The organism is Lactobacillus sp. ESL0228, from assembly GCF_003692825.1.
In the GTDB taxonomy this organism is placed as follows: domain Bacteria; phylum Bacillota; class Bacilli; order Lactobacillales; family Lactobacillaceae; genus Lactobacillus.
Genome location: NZ_REHJ01000011.1, coordinates 159,529 through 177,014, shown reverse-complemented (window position 1 = coordinate 177,014; position 17,486 = coordinate 159,529). Strand labels below are relative to the sequence as shown.

General features: G+C 32.7%; 19 protein-coding genes. 10 read left to right on the top strand and 9 right to left on the bottom strand.

From position 1 onward, the window contains the following. Positions 1 to 63: 63 nt before the first annotated feature. The 4 genes from F5ESL0228_RS07905 (at position 64) to F5ESL0228_RS07890 (ending at position 3,418) form a co-directional block, all read left to right on the top strand. Positions 64 to 936, top strand: a complete 873-nt coding sequence (locus tag F5ESL0228_RS07905) for a hypothetical protein (protein ID WP_122023406.1) — start codon at positions 64 to 66, stop codon at positions 934 to 936. Positions 937 to 1,052: 116 nt separating this feature from the next. Continuing rightward, a complete protein-coding gene (locus F5ESL0228_RS07900; RefSeq protein WP_122023405.1) occupies positions 1,053 to 1,379 on the top strand; it encodes a hypothetical protein in 327 nt (108 codons plus the stop codon). Positions 1,380 to 1,403: 24 nt separating this feature from the next. After that, complete coding sequence (locus tag F5ESL0228_RS07895) at positions 1,404 to 2,633, top strand: MFS transporter (RefSeq protein ID WP_122023448.1); 1,230 nt, start codon at positions 1,404 to 1,406, stop codon at positions 2,631 to 2,633. Between the two features lie 176 nt (positions 2,634 to 2,809). Then, on the top strand, positions 2,810 to 3,418 hold the full coding sequence (locus tag F5ESL0228_RS07890; RefSeq protein WP_122023404.1) for a recombinase family protein: 609 nt from the start codon (positions 2,810 to 2,812) through the stop codon (positions 3,416 to 3,418). Between the two features lie 166 nt (positions 3,419 to 3,584). Here the strand turns inward: F5ESL0228_RS07890 and F5ESL0228_RS08650 are convergent, their stop codons facing one another. Next, complete coding sequence (locus F5ESL0228_RS08650) at positions 3,585 to 3,671, bottom strand: putative holin-like toxin (protein ID WP_369916880.1); 87 nt, start codon at positions 3,669 to 3,671, stop codon at positions 3,585 to 3,587. A 378-nt stretch (positions 3,672 to 4,049) separates the two neighbouring features. After that, a complete protein-coding gene (locus tag F5ESL0228_RS07880) occupies positions 4,050 to 4,691 on the bottom strand; it encodes a hypothetical protein (RefSeq protein WP_122023403.1) in 642 nt (213 codons plus the stop codon). Between the two features lie 222 nt (positions 4,692 to 4,913). On the opposite strand from F5ESL0228_RS07880, the gene F5ESL0228_RS07875 reads away from it, so the two are divergent. Beyond that, the gene (locus F5ESL0228_RS07875) at positions 4,914 to 5,939 is read left to right on the top strand and encodes a branched-chain amino acid aminotransferase (protein ID WP_122023402.1); all 1,026 of its coding nucleotides are present in this window, start codon (positions 4,914 to 4,916) and stop codon (positions 5,937 to 5,939) included. Between the two features lie 328 nt (positions 5,940 to 6,267). On the opposite strand, the gene F5ESL0228_RS07870 is transcribed toward F5ESL0228_RS07875, so the two are convergent. Together F5ESL0228_RS07870 and F5ESL0228_RS07865 are read right to left on the bottom strand one after the other, a co-directional pair. Continuing rightward, positions 6,268 to 6,789, bottom strand: coding sequence for a DUF2812 domain-containing protein (locus F5ESL0228_RS07870; protein WP_158592506.1), 522 nt, complete (start codon positions 6,787 to 6,789; stop codon positions 6,268 to 6,270). 1 nt (position 6,790) lies between these two features. Then, positions 6,791 to 7,108, bottom strand: a complete 318-nt coding sequence (locus F5ESL0228_RS07865) for a PadR family transcriptional regulator (RefSeq protein WP_199688591.1) — start codon at positions 7,106 to 7,108, stop codon at positions 6,791 to 6,793. A gap of 552 nt (positions 7,109 to 7,660) precedes the next feature. On the opposite strand from F5ESL0228_RS07865, the gene F5ESL0228_RS07860 reads away from it, so the two are divergent. Then, complete coding sequence (locus F5ESL0228_RS07860; RefSeq protein WP_122023400.1) at positions 7,661 to 9,253, top strand: ABC transporter ATP-binding protein; 1,593 nt, start codon at positions 7,661 to 7,663, stop codon at positions 9,251 to 9,253. A 789-nt stretch (positions 9,254 to 10,042) separates the two neighbouring features. On the opposite strand, the gene F5ESL0228_RS07850 is transcribed toward F5ESL0228_RS07860, so the two are convergent. The 5 genes from F5ESL0228_RS07850 to F5ESL0228_RS07830 are packed head-to-tail and all read right to left on the bottom strand — an operon-like array spanning position 10,043 to position 13,194. Beyond that, positions 10,043 to 10,813, bottom strand: coding sequence for a class II aldolase/adducin family protein (locus F5ESL0228_RS07850; protein WP_122019336.1), 771 nt, complete (start codon positions 10,811 to 10,813; stop codon positions 10,043 to 10,045). Positions 10,814 to 10,816: 3 nt separating this feature from the next. Further along, the gene (locus tag F5ESL0228_RS07845) at positions 10,817 to 11,026 is read right to left on the bottom strand and encodes a hypothetical protein (RefSeq protein WP_122019332.1); all 210 of its coding nucleotides are present in this window, start codon (positions 11,024 to 11,026) and stop codon (positions 10,817 to 10,819) included. A gap of 10 nt (positions 11,027 to 11,036) precedes the next feature. Further along, complete coding sequence (locus F5ESL0228_RS07840; protein WP_122019329.1) at positions 11,037 to 12,389, bottom strand: PTS galactitol transporter subunit IIC; 1,353 nt, start codon at positions 12,387 to 12,389, stop codon at positions 11,037 to 11,039. A 27-nt stretch (positions 12,390 to 12,416) separates the two neighbouring features. Beyond that, positions 12,417 to 12,740 carry a PTS galactitol transporter subunit IIB gene (locus tag F5ESL0228_RS07835; RefSeq protein WP_122019326.1) on the bottom strand — a complete coding sequence of 108 codons (324 nt, stop codon included), beginning with the start codon at positions 12,738 to 12,740 and terminating at the stop codon, positions 12,417 to 12,419. 1 nt (position 12,741) lies between these two features. Beyond that, positions 12,742 to 13,194 carry a PTS sugar transporter subunit IIA gene (locus F5ESL0228_RS07830; protein ID WP_122023399.1) on the bottom strand — a complete coding sequence of 151 codons (453 nt, stop codon included), beginning with the start codon at positions 13,192 to 13,194 and terminating at the stop codon, positions 12,742 to 12,744. A gap of 163 nt (positions 13,195 to 13,357) precedes the next feature. On the opposite strand from F5ESL0228_RS07830, the gene F5ESL0228_RS07825 reads away from it, so the two are divergent. From F5ESL0228_RS07825 to F5ESL0228_RS07810, 4 genes are all read left to right on the top strand, one after another. Continuing rightward, positions 13,358 to 14,101 carry a DeoR/GlpR family DNA-binding transcription regulator gene (locus F5ESL0228_RS07825; protein ID WP_122019320.1) on the top strand — a complete coding sequence of 248 codons (744 nt, stop codon included), beginning with the start codon at positions 13,358 to 13,360 and terminating at the stop codon, positions 14,099 to 14,101. Positions 14,102 to 14,123: 22 nt separating this feature from the next. Continuing rightward, positions 14,124 to 15,077, top strand: a complete 954-nt coding sequence (locus tag F5ESL0228_RS07820) for a 1-phosphofructokinase family hexose kinase (RefSeq protein ID WP_122023398.1) — start codon at positions 14,124 to 14,126, stop codon at positions 15,075 to 15,077. 257 nt (positions 15,078 to 15,334) lie between these two features. Next, on the top strand, positions 15,335 to 16,225 hold the full coding sequence (locus F5ESL0228_RS07815) for a DUF3737 family protein (protein WP_122023397.1): 891 nt from the start codon (positions 15,335 to 15,337) through the stop codon (positions 16,223 to 16,225). A gap of 9 nt (positions 16,226 to 16,234) precedes the next feature. Continuing rightward, the gene (locus F5ESL0228_RS07810; RefSeq protein WP_122023447.1) at positions 16,235 to 17,395 is read left to right on the top strand and encodes a MalY/PatB family protein; all 1,161 of its coding nucleotides are present in this window, start codon (positions 16,235 to 16,237) and stop codon (positions 17,393 to 17,395) included. Positions 17,396 to 17,486: the final 91 nt, after the last annotated feature.

Genomic DNA, 17,486 nt, shown 5'->3' with positions numbered 1-17,486 from the left:
ATGGGGTTAACAATTTCCAGCAAAAAATTAACTAGTCTAGATTTAGTAGGAAATGAATAGATTTTGGTTAATTTTAATAATGCCATTAGACAAGAATGGATAAAAAAGATAAGTGAAACCACTTCAAAGATTTATAAGTCTACTCTTTGGGGTACAACCATAAAAGATATTCAAAATTTTAACTACCATTTTTCTTACGAAACTTTATTGAATGATGAAAATGAATTTGCAGAGTTAATGGGATATTCAATTAATGGAATGTTTAATAAAACTTTTCTATTCTCAAGTGGCATGAATACAATTACAAGCCTTCTCTTTTGCTTAAATAGTTTTTTAAAGAATAACTTGGAAATTCAGGCTAGCGTTGGTTATTATGAAACAAAATATTTTTTAAAGATATTAGCTAGTATGGGAATTAAAATTAATTTAGACTGGAAATTAAATAGTACTTCAAATGTATTCTTTTTTGAACCAATAAAGTATGATACTTCATTGTCTGTTACAAATATAGAAAAATTGATTTTATCAATTAATACATCGAAAGCTAAATTGAAAATTTTGATAATGGATTCATCAATGCACAATGTAACAAATCTATTAGAAAATATAAAAAACAAGATTTCAAACATTGATAATATTATCTTTTTTGATATACGTTCTGGTCTTAAACTTGATCATGAGGGTTTAGAACTAACCAATTTAGGCATTTGTACTAGTTTCGTCACTATACACAACAAACCGCTATTTACTATGATAAAAAACTATATTGAACAATACAAAGGAATAACCGGGAATAACCTATCTCTTGCCTCTTTATGTTTAAGCCATTATTTTAAAACATTAAAATCTAAAACATATTCTAGAAAAGTCCAAGATCAAGTTACATGGGCATGGGAAAAATTAAATCCCTTAAAGTCTAAGATAGTAAAAAAATAGTATGGAGCAAAGTTAATCTTTTCGATGAAATTTTCACAGTACCATTTTTATTTATAGAACTCAACAGCGACAGTGAAAAATATTATTTAAGTACTATCAAACAATTTCAAAAAGATATGCTCAAAAAAGGAATACCAATTGATTACAGAAACAGTTGGGGATTTTACAAAAAAAATGGTTTTATCCAATCAAATGCTTTTGGCGAAACTAAGATTGCAGGACTATTTGCTACAGGAAGTGTAACTATGCCAATATCTGGAGTTCCAGAAGCAATATATTCAGCTCAAATTACAGGATTCTATGTAGGGCGTCTATTAAAAAAATATACTATTGCTGATCCAAGTGGTAGATTTCCTTTCTTTCCTCGAGAAGCCAACTGGGATTATAGCTTGCAACATGATATTGAAGAGTTAAGTCAGAGCAAAGATAATATATCTAATTAAATAATATTTAAGGACGGGAAAGTGTTGTTAAAAAAGAAATATTTAAACGTTTATAAGTTACTAGCTGGGCGAGTAGCAACTAATATTGCTGATAGTTTATTCTATATGGCGCTTCTTTGGTATTTTAAAGAAACTGGTCATTCACCATTAATGGTAGCGCTAATTTTTTCAATTGAAGCTGGAATTGACATAATTTCATTTGGATTTGGTCCGTTAATTGATCGTCTATCCGTTAAAAAATTACTAAAATATTCAACTCTCATACAAATTATGATTAGCGTTATTATTGTTTGTGTACTAAACCTTAAGCAAAATAATGTAATCATTGACATATTTTTACTGCTATTATTCAGTATATCAACAACATTATCATCAATTATATATCCAACAGAATATAAATTATTGCCACTCTTTGTTGAAAAAAATGATTTACTCCACTTCAATGGACTTTTTCAAATAAGCTATAAAATATTAGATTTGGTTTTAGATGGTATAACTACATTTGTTATTGCTACAACTTCTATTAGTGTAACTATTATTTTGTCGGCAGTTATCTTTGCCATTGCACTTTTTACCTATGCAAAAGTTCAAATTAATATACTTGCAAAAGATGTACTAAAAAGTGAAGAATATTTCACAGGTTCATATTTAAAGGATTTACAAATTGGTTGGATTACTTTAAAAAATGAAAGCAATATTATTAAATTGATGTTACCGTTATGCGTGGTTAACTTTTTCTTTGGTATTTTTGACATTGGATTACCATATTTTGCACAAAGTTATATACACGATTCGGCAATTGGTTACGGTGGTCTATTGATGGCATCCTCTCTAGGAAGCATATTAGGAGCATTTGTTATACAGCATTTTAAGTTAGGAAAAAAGAATATGGCAGCTTTTATTTCTTTCTGCTTTTTAGGAGCGGGGGTATTTAGACTTTTGGTTCCCTTAACTGTAAATGCTAGTGTAGTTTTCGCCTTGGTCAATTCTGCAATCTCTTCTTTATGGATTACAATGATGAACATTAATTTTGAAGCTCTAGTGCAAACCAGTTTTTCATCGGCAGTTTTAGGTAGAATTGATACTATCAATGATAGTTTACTTTCGCTAATGATACCATTAGGTACATTTGTAGGAAGTTGGATTATAGAAAAATTTGGTTCAATAAGCACACAATACGTTTATGGTATGGCATTACTAATTAGTTCAATCTACTATTTTAATGTAACGAGATATAGAAAAAATTCAAAATGAACTCATTCTTGAAATTTGTCTAAAATATAACTATTCTGATATCATAGATACTTGCGATACATTATATGTACTTTATATTAATGATCATTAGAGTACACTCTATTGTTCATATAAAGAAATGTGCTATACTAAATTTTATTACTGTTCAATAGACTATGTTCAAAATGATTTAAAAAATGGCAAAAATTGGATATGCAAGAGTTAGTACCCGTGATCAAAATTTAGATCGACAAATTGAATCATTGGAAAAAATAAAAGTTGATAAATTGTTCTGTGACAAAATGTCGGGGGCAAATACTAAGCGCCCCCAATTACAGAACATGTTAGATTATATCCGTGAAGATGATGTTGTGATCGTAACTGAACTTGATCGACTAGGGCATAATAACCAAGATTTAACCAAAATCATGGGAACTATCAAAGCTAAGGGAGCAACACTTGATATTTTGAATTTCCCCTCTTTGCGTGGTATTGAAGACCCAAATTTGCGGCAGCTAATGAATAATTTAATTTTGGAATTATACAAGTATCAAGCCGAAAGCGAGCGTAAACGAATTAAGGAGCGCCAACGTCAAGGTATCGAACTAGCTAAGACAGAGGGTCGTTATCACGGTAGAAAGCCTAAATATTCTGAAAATAGTCCGCAATTGCAACATGCTTTTAAACTTTATCAAAGTGGTATGTCTGATACTGCTGTTAGTAAGGTAACTGGAATCAATCGAATAACATTTAAACGATACAGAGAAAAATATGGAATAACACAGTCAAGTTCTTGCACAAAATAAAACTAAACGTGCTACAATATGGTTATAAAGAAAAAGAAGCCTTGTACAAACAAGACTTCTCTTCTGAATTTCAAGCAGCCGCTTTAAAGGCGGTTGGCAAATTATTAGTTGGTAATAAGACCAATCCCATAACTCGCCAAAGTTTTTGTTGGGACGGTCTTTTTGTTTACTTGTGTTTGTCGATATAAGTCAACAAGACAATAATAAACGTGGCGAATGCCAGTGCTAGTTCTAGCGCATGATAAACGCTCAATGACTGTAAACCTTTCTGAAGAATTTCGTGCCATAAGCACCCTCTCCTTTCTAAGGAAAAACAGCCAACCGCCCTCAAAACAATTTGCTATCAATTCAGCTTAATTATAGCAAATATTGAAGTATTCCTAAATAACATTAGCCTTTAGTTTCAAACATAATGGTTTTTAGTTTTATTTAATAAGTGCCATTTTGTTAACAAATTCGTGTGTGAAAAAAGGAATAAGTCTTGATATAAAAACTTATTACTTGAATTTTAAATAGCCGTTTTAATTTTATTATATTTAACCTTGAAAGATTTGATTGAAGTTAATTTATTTGACCGTCAAAAAGTGAAAAGGAATTAGCTTTTCTCTGGATTCCCTTTTGCCATTTTTCTTTACAAACTACCAATTAAAAGTGTAGGTATTTTGGCATAGCGCTCATCCTTAGACCATTGTTTTAATTCTTTTAGTGATTCACGTGCAAGTTTTCGATCTTTACCTTTTAACTTAGTTGTTGCTTTTTCTGCTTTTCCAAATTGCTTTAATGCTGCTTGGGGATGGGCATCTATAATTATCTTAGTTTCAATATTAATTAGTGCCTTCAGTGACTTTTTATGACCATTAACATTATCAATATCAGTTAAAAAGTTCGCCCAAAAGCGATATTTACCATTTTGTGAAATGATATGAACAGCACTACCATTCTCAATCGATTTAGCTTGATCTACTTTAAATAACATTTTCTTTGCAACTATCTTTTTAGCATATTTTTTACTATAAGCTTGATGATCTATCCAGTTATCAGGATAGAGTGTTGAATATACACTCTTAGTTAGTCTAAAAACATAACCAGCCTTAGCTAATTTCTGTGACCAAGCTTGATCAATTGTTTCATCCTCTTTAGTTTTACTAGTAGTAGCAATTTTAGTATCTGGAACTATATCTGACGCTTGAATGGTCCCATTAAAACTGCTAAGCACACTAATACCAAACAAAAGTAGAATAGCTACTTTACTAATTATTTTTCTCATCTTCATGCTTTAATCCTTAATCTAATATTAATTTATATTGGCTATATGTAATAAAAATATTTAATAATTTAATTATATGCTTTTAATTGCTTAAATGTAAACATATGGGGTATGACTAAATAAAATAACCAAATTATCTTTACTGACTATTGACATTAGGAGTTTTATAGCATAAATTAGTCAATAATTAAATTGTTATTAAATAAATTGGTTAAGCAGGAGGCTTTTATGAAACAACGAGTAGAAGATCTTGATTGGAAAAACTTAGGTTTTGTGTATCGCGATTTGCCATATCGCTATGAAGCAAAATTTAAAGATGGTCAATGGCAGGAAGGTAAATTAGTCGAATCTTCAACTTTGACGCTGTCTGAAGGAGCTGAAATTTTACATTACGGCCAGGAAATCTTTGAAGGTCTAAAGGCTTATCGTAGAAAAGATGGTAAGATCAACTTATTTCGTCCGGAGCAAAATGCCCATCGTTTTACTTTGTCAGCTGAGCGCTTGGCGATGCCACCATTCCCAGAAGAGCGTTTTGTGGCAGCAGTTAAGCAAGTCGTTTTGGCTAACCAAGAATTTGTACCACCGTATGATAGTGGAGCCACCTTATATTTACGACCATTCATGGTAGGAACTTCCAATGTTTTGGGCGTTCAAGCCGCCAATGAATATACTTTCCGTATTTTTGCCGTACCAGTTGGCGCATACATTAAGGGGTTAAATCCGGCGGCTTATATTGTCAGTGACTACGATCGGGCTGCTTATGCTGGGACAGGTCAAGCTAAGACTGCCGGAAATTATGCCAGTAGTTTATTGCCATCAGTTGAAGCCCATCAAAAAGGTTATGCTGATTGTCTTTATCTTGATCCACGCGAGCATAAATATATTGATGAATTTGGCGGAGCTAATTTCTTTGGCATTACGCAGGAAGGGCAATTTGTGACACCTAAGTCACCATCGATTTTGATTTCCATTACTAAAAGATCACTGCTCGAATTGGCCAAAGAGCAAGGGTTAAATCCAGTTGAACGCCAGATTACTTTAGAAGAAGCCTTTGGGATGAAAGAAGCTGGGGCAATGGGTACGGCAGCTGTTATTTCGCCAGTTGGGTCAATCACTTATCAAGGGCAAAAACATGTGATTTATAGTGAAGAAGAAACAGGCCCGATTACGACCAAGCTGTATCAAGAATTGGTTGACATTCAATATGGTAATGAAGAAGGTCCAGAAGGTTGGGTACAAGAAGTTAGTGAATAAGGGAATAAAGGATGAGTACGTTATTGCTGTTTTATCATTCTCGCTTTTGAACTTTTACCAATAGACGACTCTTTGGCTAAATAAGCATAATCTAATCTATGTTATCCCTGTTTACTATAGTATATTGCTGATTTTAGTTTTGCTACTTTCCGTATTTGGTTTTACGAATGCTTTCCATTGATGCGACTATGTAATAGCAATCATTGCCTTTATTTATGAATGGCTTGTACTTTTTAAAAGTATTAGAAAAAATTAGGTATCTTAATAAAAAACAAGCGGCAACGATTATGATGGTTGCCGCTTTTATTTACTGGCATAAATTAAAAAATTAACTAGCAATTAATTTTTTAATACGGATCGACAAAGTACTTAGTTTGAGTAGAAAAAATAATTCAAACAAGGTAAAGAAACCTAAGCTAAAGTATCTTGCCCAGCCACTATTGCCATTACTAATATCAGTCATGAGCATTTGAATTAGTGGTAATGGAAATAGCGTTGTGAGTAATATTTGTCTGCGAATGCGTTTTAAATAGCTTAACTTGGAGTCATTATCTGAATAAAGTTGAAAGTCTCCTTGAACTGCGGGACGCCGGAAATAGATCCATTGGCCAATTTGAGCAATTTTTTCGGCACCGGTCTCTTCAATAAAATTAATATAATCTTGTTGTTTCGTTTTAGAAGCTTTAGGATCAAGAAAATCAATGCGATAAATATACTTGGGCTTTTGATTAGTAAAATAATAGAGTAACCCCTTAATTTTGGTTAACTGCCAGCCAGCAGCTGCCATTTGATTAAGCCAAGTTTCTTCTTGTTTGTCACTAAAAAATAGCCGGAACTTCTTCTTTTCCAATTTAGTTATCCTCCATAATTTTGTGCCCATTATTTACCAATTCTTCTAATCGCTTAAGTTCATTGATTACAATTTCTTTTCCTTGGGAAGTAATAACGTATTGTTTTTTGTGATCAAAGTTGTTTACGGGCAAGGCTTTAATCCATTGATTTTGCTCTAATTTACTCAGTGCACCATACAATGTACCTGCAGCTAGCATGACTCTGCCGTCAGATAGCTCAGCAATTTTCTTCATAATGCCATAGCCATGTAATGGTTTAAATAATGATAATAGGATGTAGTAATAGGCTTCTGTTAAGACGATATGTTCAGGATTCAAAATTGACACGATCCTTTTTTATTATCAGTATATCGGCATCCGATATATAAGTAAAGTATCAAATGAATTTTAGTAAGATATTTATAAAAACAAGAGTGTCTGGGAAAAAATATAGACCAAGAATTCCCTTTTGGAAAAACTTGATCTATTTTTTACTCTTTTAGTGCCTTTTTTCAGACAATTTTTGTTTGTTCTTTTAATGTAATTGATCCAGTAAACGTAATCATGCAGCACTGCAAAGGCAGGCTAAGATCAGGGCTTTATTAGTTTACTCGTGTTTATACTTGAAAAAATAAATTAAATATGATAATTTTATTAACAAAATTAGAGCAGCAAACATAATATAAAAGTAAGTTTATTGATAAGTCTGGAAGCAGATTTAAATCGCAAAAAAAATTATTAATACTCCTCAATTAATTTATTTTTAGGACTAACTATGATAGAACGTTAGAGCCTAGCTTAAAGTTTAATAATCTGTGCTAATTATGGGGTTTAGATTAAGTGTTTTCCATTACATGAAGAGTGAGTTTGAAGCAGATTCGGGAGAAAATTATGGTATATAAATATTATTCACACTTTAAGTTTTTTTGCTTAAATATTTTTGGATTAATTTCCAGTATGCAAAATATTGTTATGGCGTATAGCATTGGCACATTGATTAATATGGCAACAGCTAAAAATTTTGACGGCATTCCCACTTTTATGGGTGAAACTGTCCTAATGTTACTGCTAGTTTTAGCATCGGCTTTAATTTTTGATTATCTTAAAGCAGATGCTGTTAAGCAGGTCAATACTGAGTTAAGGCTTAAAGTGATGAGGGGCATGCTTTTTGATGAGCAAGAAAATGCTTCTAATCTAGGTTTTTTAACTAATGATTTTAAACTTTTAGAAACAAATCGATATAATGCCGAAATAGAAATCTTGGTTTATTCATACACGGTTGTACTTGCTATGACGTATGCTTTGTATTTAAATTGGCAGCTCACAATAATATTTTTTATCGGTTCGGTTATACCAACAATTGTCTCCAGCTTTTTTCAAAAACCTATTCAAAATGCTGCACAAGCTTGGACAGATGCTAATGATAAATATGTTAGCCAAACCAAAAATTTGTTATCTGGTACTGCTACCTTTAACTTGTATGATAAGCAGGATAATGCGGTTAAACAAAACCAGCGTAAAGTTAATCAATTAGAAGAAAAATTAGCCAAGATGAATTTGCTTAATAATAATACTAATGCTTGTCTTAGCGCGATTGCAATTATTGGTACTTATTTACTGCCGTTTGCAATTGGAGTTGTATTAGTAATTAAAGGCCAGACTACTTTAGGAGCCCTTTTTGCAATAACGCAGTTATCTAATTCATTTGTAAATCCAATTTTACAAATTTTGCAGGAACGAAATAATCTGTCTACTACAAAGCCAATTGTTCAAAAGGTAAAGCAGTATGTACAAAAAGCAGATAAGGTGAAGCAGAACCAAACCGATATTCCGGCATTTAATGAACTGCAAGTACAAGACCTAGATTTAATGCGCCAGGATAAGGTGTTAGCACAACATATTAATTTTAATATTAAGTCTGGTCAAAAGATTGCAGTCATCGGACCTTCAGGATCAGGGAAATCTACCATGTTACAGTTTCTGATGTATGGTAAGTATGGCAACGCGAAGAAAATTATACTTGATCAGAAGGAAGTAGCAGCAGGATCATTTACTAAGTTGTTTGCATATTCTAGCCAGAGTGCGGTTATTTTCTCTGATACACTTTGGTTTAATCTGACTTTAGGTGCCAATATAGCTAAAGAAAAAGTTCTTGAAGTGTGTCAAGGACTGCAATTAGGTCAATTAATTGAAGAAAAAGGCTTTGATTATCAATTAGGTGATAATGCGGATCAACTATCCGGTGGCCAATTGTCCAGAATTGAGGTGGCACGGGCTATTTTGGCCAATCGCCCAATTTTATTACTGGATGAAATTAATGCTTCGCTTGATAAAACTTCGTCAAAGGCAATTCATCAATATATTTTTGATTCAAATTTTACTTTTATTGAAGTTATCCATCATTACGATCCAGAAGAACTACAAAAGTATGATGTAGTTGTTGACTTTGACCAATATCAATTTAATGGTAAACATAAGCTATAAAAAAGTTTTTAGAAATCTGTATTATCTAACATAGAAATAATTTTCTTTTAAATTTTTATGATGATTTTAAGATTTTTTATTTTGAAGGCTGTAAAATGAAGTTAAAAACTTTTCCTAATTAGAAAATAAAAAGTTCATAGGATTCTTTTGTAGATAGAATGAATTAAAATATAATTTAGTGCCAGCAGAGTCAGATTTGCTCTATCTTTATCGTTACTGCGCTACGACTGCCAAGCGAAAGTAAATTCTTAACTTACGTGAAAAAAGAAGAGATTGCGCGATATAGCAACTTGATCAGATTGCTAGAAAATGGCATTACAGTGGACAGTATGATTTTTATGATATGGAAAATGATCCTTCTGTCAGTGGCTAGCTTTAATAAACGTGCAATTAAAGTCTATCAGAGAGCAGGATTTAAAAAAGCAGGTTCTAAAATGCAAAAATCAAACGATGGGATATATGAATTTATTAACTTAACAAAAAGAATAGAGGATTGTAAATAATGAAGAATGAACTTTAAAGAACTTTTGACAAGTACTTTTCTAAATTTTCAAAAAAATATTTTTGAAAATTGTAATATTAAGTTTAACTCCTACATTAATTTGATAGATACAATCTAATTGGTGTTCAAATAAGACAAAGAAGCCTATGAATTTTAGTAAGATATTTATAAAAACAAAAAAATCTGATCAGTTGATCAGATTTTTTGTTTTTTTAAACTTAGTAGTTGCAATTTAATTTAATTTATTATATTGTCAAAGTAGTCAAACTTTATGAGAAGGGTACTTTTTAATCGCCCTTTTTATTTTGGGCAATTTTTTTATTATAAAGTGCTTTTCCAGCTTTTACATCTTCCCATGTACCAATTTTAGTTCCTTCAGAATAATAACCATCCATTACACCGATTTGTTGAAAAACGGTTTGTTTGTACGCAACTTTAGCGTTATATTCGGTAATGTCAACATCTGCTAGAGATTTGTGTAGCGCAGTTATAGCATCCATATCCTTACCACCAGAAGTAAACAGTGTACCATGTGAATTTAATATAAATCCATTTCTTAAGGCTTTTGAACCAAGCTTTTTAATTTCAGTAGCAACGTACTGTGCTAAGTCTTCTGTACACATTGGGTGCCATGCCAATGTTCTAATTTCTTTCAACTTTTGGGTTGCTTCTGTCACATTAGGCATATTTAAGCCACTAGTTCCCCAAAACATACATTGATCTGCATGAGAGTGGAAAACACATTTAATTTCAGGATTAGTGTCATATATTGCTTCATGCATGTTAATTTCACGTGTAACTTTGCCATTTCCAGAAATCACTTTACGAGTGTGCGGTTCAATAACTAAAATTTGATCAGCTGTCAAGTATCCCATATAGGCTTCAGACATCATTGTTGGTGTCATGACATAATAGTTTTTTCCAGTTTCATCTTGAACTTTGATGCTGATATTGCCACCTACTATATTGGTATCACGTCGTTCCATAACTTCTCGGACAACTTTAGCTAGATCTTCACGCTCATATTCAAATGGAATTCTTCCTGCTGGATATTTCATAAATTATTTCCTTTCTAGTTTATTATTTTTGTTAAATATTTTTGTTTTTTTAGTGAATAAAGTATCGCTTCCTTTCTTATTAATTAATAGTCCGAAAATAATAACGAAAATATTTATCCAATAATTTTTTGAAATAATTGCTAGACTAAATAAACCAAAAGTAAGAAAAGATAAGCATGTCCAAAAAAACTTTTTATTCGATACTTTCTTCATAGCTAAACTCCTACTTTAATTTGCTGTATTTTAAAGCTGGAATAGGATTCTTTTTGAAACTACGGTAGAGTAGCCAAAACAGGGCAATTAGTGCTACTAATCCAACAATAGCCCAAATATTGCCACGTCCAGCCCAAGCCATTAAAAACCTTAATTCAGGAGCCTCAATGGAACTCCAAGAAACTTGTGAACCAGTAGGAACTTTAATAGAAGTGCTTGATTTAGCTAATTTTGTAAATACATTTGCAAAGTAAGAAGCTCCATATAGGAAGATAGGTTCATAGATAATGCCTAAAACAAGCATTCTTAAAAGATTACCGCCAGTAAGAAGTAAGCCACCAACTCCAATACAATAATTGATAACGCCAGCAATAGGTAAAATTTTATTTCCAGGTAAAATTGCAGCATAAATAATAGAAATAGGAATCATTAACACCATAGTTACCCATAACTCTGTACTTTGACCTAAAATAGGCCAATCTAAGCCAATAGAGAATGTTCTACCTTTGACATGTTTTTTCATAAAATTACTCATGGTTGAACCAAATGGAGTCAAAGCATCCATAAAGAATTTAGCCATGACAGGAAAAATAGCCATAACTGCGCCAACAGTAACAGATAAGTTGAGAGCGTCACCAATACTATAACGACCAGCAAGTGCAAGAACTAGGCCAATAATAGCTCCCATAGTTACAGGTTCACTAAATACACCTATTTTGCGCTTTAAAGAAGTGGCGTCCCATTCCCGGTTAAAAACAGGAATGTAATCCATTAACTTGTTAACAGGTGACATTATAATTGCAGTAAATGCTTCAATATGTGTTACGGTTACTCCTTCGTAACCAAGCATGTTGGCAATTTCCTTACTCCACATGTCACCTAGTTTTAGACAAATTATTACTTGAATTGCACCACAAATGAATCCCCAAATTAAGCTTCCAGAAATTTGATAAACAATGTAAGCTGTTAATGCAATTCCCCAAACATTCCACATATCCGCATTCATAGTATCAGTTAACTTAGTAAGAAGCATAACTAAATTAACTGCAATTTCTACTACAAAGAATAAGAAAGCCAATGTCCAACTCCAAGTTATTGCTGCAGCACCGGTCCATCCAAAATCAACAGCTGGTAGATTAATTCCAGTATATTTGGCTAAGGCTTTTGCTGCTGGACTAACAGTTTCAGTGAGTTGGTTGATAGCCATTGACATTCCAATAAATCCAGTACCTAAATAAAGTCCGGATAGTATTGCTTTTGATGGTTTCATTCCAAAGATTAATCCCAAAATCATAATTAAGATAGGAATTAATACTTGAGCTCCGACTCCCAAAATACCTTGAACTATCGAATTCCAGTCCATAAAAAATCACCTCCAAATTATGGATTCTTACTTAGTAGCTTGTTTAACAATGTCTGCAACTTTTTGGTTAGCTTCATCTTGCCCCATTCCTGTTAACCATGGCAATCCAACCATGCCAACAACATTGTTGGCGTCGAGAACTTCTTGAAGCTCCCCATCGGCAGGAGCTATTCCAACATATATGATTACATTTGAATCATTTTCGATAGTAGTTTTCGCTTCGCCAATTGGTTCAGGTGTTGCCTTTGCTAATTGATCTAATCCCTGTTCAGCTAAAAAATCATTTATTTTATTAGAAACTTGCGGACTTGTGGCAACTCCAGTGCCACAACAAACTAGAATAGTTTTCATTTTATAACTCCTTAAATTTTACTTCTAACAGTTTAAGCATATCGCTAGCTGTCTCTGTACTTTTAAATTTGTCTACAAAGTGTCCATCTTGAAAAGCAGATATAATTTGTGATAAAAGCTCGGGTTGTTTTTCTCCATTTTTCAAACCTAAGAACAAAAAGTTGCTAGATTGCATCTCTAAACTATCTCCCATTTGTTTTACTTTTAGCGCTTTATTAGTGCGTGCTATATAAATAAATGGTTTATTAACATATTGTGGATCAACGTGTGGTAGAGCTAAAGAAATTTGGGGGAATTTTAATCCAGTAGGATAGGATAGTTCCCTTTTTTCTAGATTGGATATGTATCCTAAGTTAGCGTAAGCTGAGTTAATAGTACGGGACCCAATCAAGTCAAATAACTGTTCTTCTGTGTTGACAGAAATATTTAAATCAATTAAATCTTGATAAAACATAATTTAACCTCCTTTCAATCTGAATACGTTTTCAATATAATACGCTAGTTGAACAATGTCAACCTAAATTTAACAAAGTTTAACATATACGAACTTTAATTGTTTTAGATTGTTTGATATACTTGCATTGTGATGATAATATTAAGTAAAAGAAGTGATTTTTATGAGTTTACAAGAAAAAAGATTAACAGCTATAAACAATCTTTTACATAAAACTGGATTTATGACTACCGTTGATATTGCTGAAAATTTACAAGTTTCTGCAATGACAATAAGGCGTGATTTAAAACGATTGGAAGAAATGGGGACAATTACCAGAATTTATGGTGGTGCAAAAAGTAACGATCAAACTGAATCAACGACAAATGAGAAGTTACAAAAAAATATTGAGGAAAAAAAAGAAATTGCTACATTATTGACAGAGCAAATAGCTAATAATTCAACAATTTTTTTGGGAGCAGGAACAACTTTATTGATGGCAGTTCCTTTATTGGTGCAGAAGAATTTAACTTTTGTTACTAATAGCCTGTTGGCTTTTAATGAAATTAATAAAAGTAAGTGTCGTTTACTTTTAACTGGCGGTGAATTACATAGAAATACTGAAGAATTTCTAGGAGTAAAGGCTGAAAATATTTTTGAAGGTTTAAATTTTGACTATGCAATATGCTCTACGAATGGTATTAGCAATAATAATGTTACGACCAGTATGATACCTGAAGGTACTATTCAGAACATTGCAATGGAGCATGCTGAAAAATCTATTATTGTAGCAGATCATACTAAGCTTAATCATTCAGACATTATAACTTTTCAGGATCTTGATAAATTCGACTTTTTAGTGACTGATTCTAAAACCAAAAAAGATGATGTTATAAAATATTCGAAATATACAAAAGTAATTTATTGATTATTGTGGAATAGGAATAGAAATGGACATTACAGTTACAATTAATCCATCAGTTGATCGATTATATAGATTAGATGAACTAAAAGTAGGGGGACTGAATCGTGTACATCTAATTAAGAAAATGGTTGGTGGCAAGGGTATCAATGCTGCACGTGTCTCTGCCTGCTTGGGGGCGCCAACTTTTGCAACTGGTTTTTTAGCTGGTTCCAATGGGAAATACATTTTAGATCAAGCAAAAAATGATCATTATACTTGTGATTTTATTAAAGCAATTGGGAATACTCGTAATTGCTATACGATCATCTCAAAAGATGGAAAAAAAACAGAGATTAATGAACATGGAGATTGTCTTGTACAAAGTTATTTTGATGAATTATTAGAAAAACTTACTTCGCTTATTAAAAATAATGACGTGAATGCTATTTCGTTAAATGGAAGTTTACCCGTTTCAGAAGTTGAAAATGTTTATTCTAGAATTATTGTTAAGATTAGAGAACTTAATCCTCAAATTAAAATTGTTTTGGATACTTCTGGACAAGCTTTGAGAGAAGTTTTAACAAGTAATAATTTACCAGATGTTATTAAGCCAAATGAACACGAAGCAGCTGAAATATTATCAATACCTGTAACATATGATAGTCATTTGTTGAAAAGAGAAATTGAAGTAAGCGATCTAAGTAGAGTTGATAATATAATTATTTCCTTAGGTGCTAAAGGAGCATTAGTTAAGCAACAAAATGATTTTTATAAAGTCAGTTTTCGACCTGTTTCTGTTGTAAATACAGAGGGATCTGGTGACTCTGTAGTTGGGGGATTGCTGTATGCTCTTGATCAAAAATATGATTTTAAGGATGCTATTTGTTTAGCAATAGCTGCTGGTACAGCGAATGCAATGGAAATTAAGACTGGATTTGTGCAGCCAGAACGTGTTTTTGAAATTATGAAAACAATTGAAATAACACCAATAAACGACTAAATAAAGATTAGTAAGTCATTTATATAAGAAATGTAACTATATATAGATTGCTTTTAATTGTGACTAATTTATGATATTTATCATAGTTAGTTTTTTTGACAAGTCCCTAATTAAGTAGGTAATTTTTTTAAAATCTAATTGTCCTATCCTTAACGATAACTTTTAGTAATACTTGGTACTATGCAATTGATATTTTGAATTAAGTGATTTTTGCATGATAATTAAAATATGCAAAAATCATGATAGAAGGAATAACAATGAATAGTATTAAGAATCATTATTTTACGGGAGAACGAATTCTTTATGGTCTTAAAGATACAGAATTGACTGGAATTACCTTCGGACAAGGTGAATCACCACTTAAAGAAGCAGGTCATATTGCTGTTAAAGATTCGATTTTTCAGTGGAAATATCCTCTTTGGTATGATACCGATGTTGAAGTTGATAGTACCACGTTTGAAACGATGGCACGTAGTGGAATTTGGTATACCAAAAATATCAAAATTACTAATTCCGCACTGCAAGCGCCAAAATTATTTAGGCGAGCTTCTGACATTGTATTAGATCATGTGCACTTTGCTAATGCAGAAGAAACCATGTGGAATTGTCAAAATATTAAAATGACCAATTGCCAGGTTAATGGTGATTATTTTGGTAAAGATAGCGAGAATATTTACCTTGACCATGTAAGTATTATTGGCAACTATGCTTTTGACGGTGCTAAAAATGTTGAGGTTCATCATTCTACCTTAATTTCAAAAGATGCGTTTTGGAATTGTGACAATGTTACAGTTTACGATTCTACCCTCGATGGCGAGTATTTGGCATGGAACTGTAAAAATATCAAGTTTATCAATTGTAAAATTGAAAGTAATCAGGGATTGAATTATGTCGACCAGCTTGAAGTAAAAAATAGCAGTTTACTTCATACAGATTTGGCTTTTGAATATGTGTCAAATCTTGATGTTGAGGTGGTAACTAAAATTGATAGCGTCAAAAATCCCATTTCTGGAAAAATTGTTGCACCAGAAATTGGTGAATTAATTATTGATGCAACTAAGGTGGATCCAAGTCAAACGCAGATTATCTGTGATAAGATTGGCATTAAGACTATACATTCAGATTTAAATCAGAAACCAGAGGATTAAATAATGGAAATCAAGTATGATTTTGTCAATGCACCGGATCGTAAACAAGTTGATTCTGTTAAGTGGGATGTAAACCCCGGTGAATTACCAATGTCAATTGCTGACATGGATTTTAAAACGGCACCAGAAATTGTGACAGCGATGAAAGAAAAAATTTCGTTGGGCTGTTTTGGCTATGAGTGGCCACGAAATGATTATTTTAAGGCCGTTGCTGACTGGTATGAAAAAGAACACAATCAGCGTCCTAGAACGGAGTGGATGATTTTCACTACAGGAGTTGTCCCGGCAATTTCTTCAATTGTGCGACGGGTGTCGCATGTGGGCGACAATGTCGTAGTGCAGGAACCGGTTTACAATATTTTTTACAATTCAATTGAAAATAATGGTCGGCATGTGTTGAGTAACGACTTAAAATTTGATGGTGCTGAGTATACTATTGACTGGCAAGATCTAGAAGAAAAATTAGCCCAGCCTCTGACCACCTTAATGATTTTCTGTAATCCGCATAATCCAACGGGTAAAGTCTGGTCAAGAGCAGAAGTACAACGCATTGCTGAACTTTGTCAGCAATATCACGTTATTTTGCTATCAGATGAAATTCATGGTGATTTAGTAAGACAGGGACAGGACTATACACCCGCTTTTGCCGTTAAAGGGACTGCACAAGCTAGTGTTATTTCACTGGTTTCGCCTAGTAAAACTTTTAACGTTGCTGCCTTACATGCTGCTACGGCAATAATACCCGATGCTAATTTGCATGCTCAAGTAAGTCGCGGGATAAATAGCGATGAAGTAGGCGAACCAAACTTGCTGGCAATTCCTGGAACCATTGCTGCTTATGAAAAGGGTCATGAATGGCGCCAGGCTTTACTGCAGCAACTCAATAAAAATTTTGCTTATGCTCAAGATTATCTTGCTCATGAATTGCCGCAAATAAAAGTTGTTTCGGGCAGGGCCACATATTTAATGTGGCTTGATACCTCTAAAATTAGTAGCGACTCACATAAGTTAGCAGACAGTTTACGTCAAAAAACCGGACTAATTGTTTCTCCTGGTAGCATTTACCGTGGCAATGGGCAGAACTTTTTACGGATGAACTTTGCTTGTCCATTAACAATGGTTCAAGATGGTCTGACTCGCTTAAAAGTTGGTTTTAAAAATAATAATTAATGTTGTAGTTGATTTTTCTAATCAAGCTCAAAAACACCTAGCTGGTTTATTAGCTAGGTGTTTTTTTGCTTTTATTTTTAATCATCCAAAT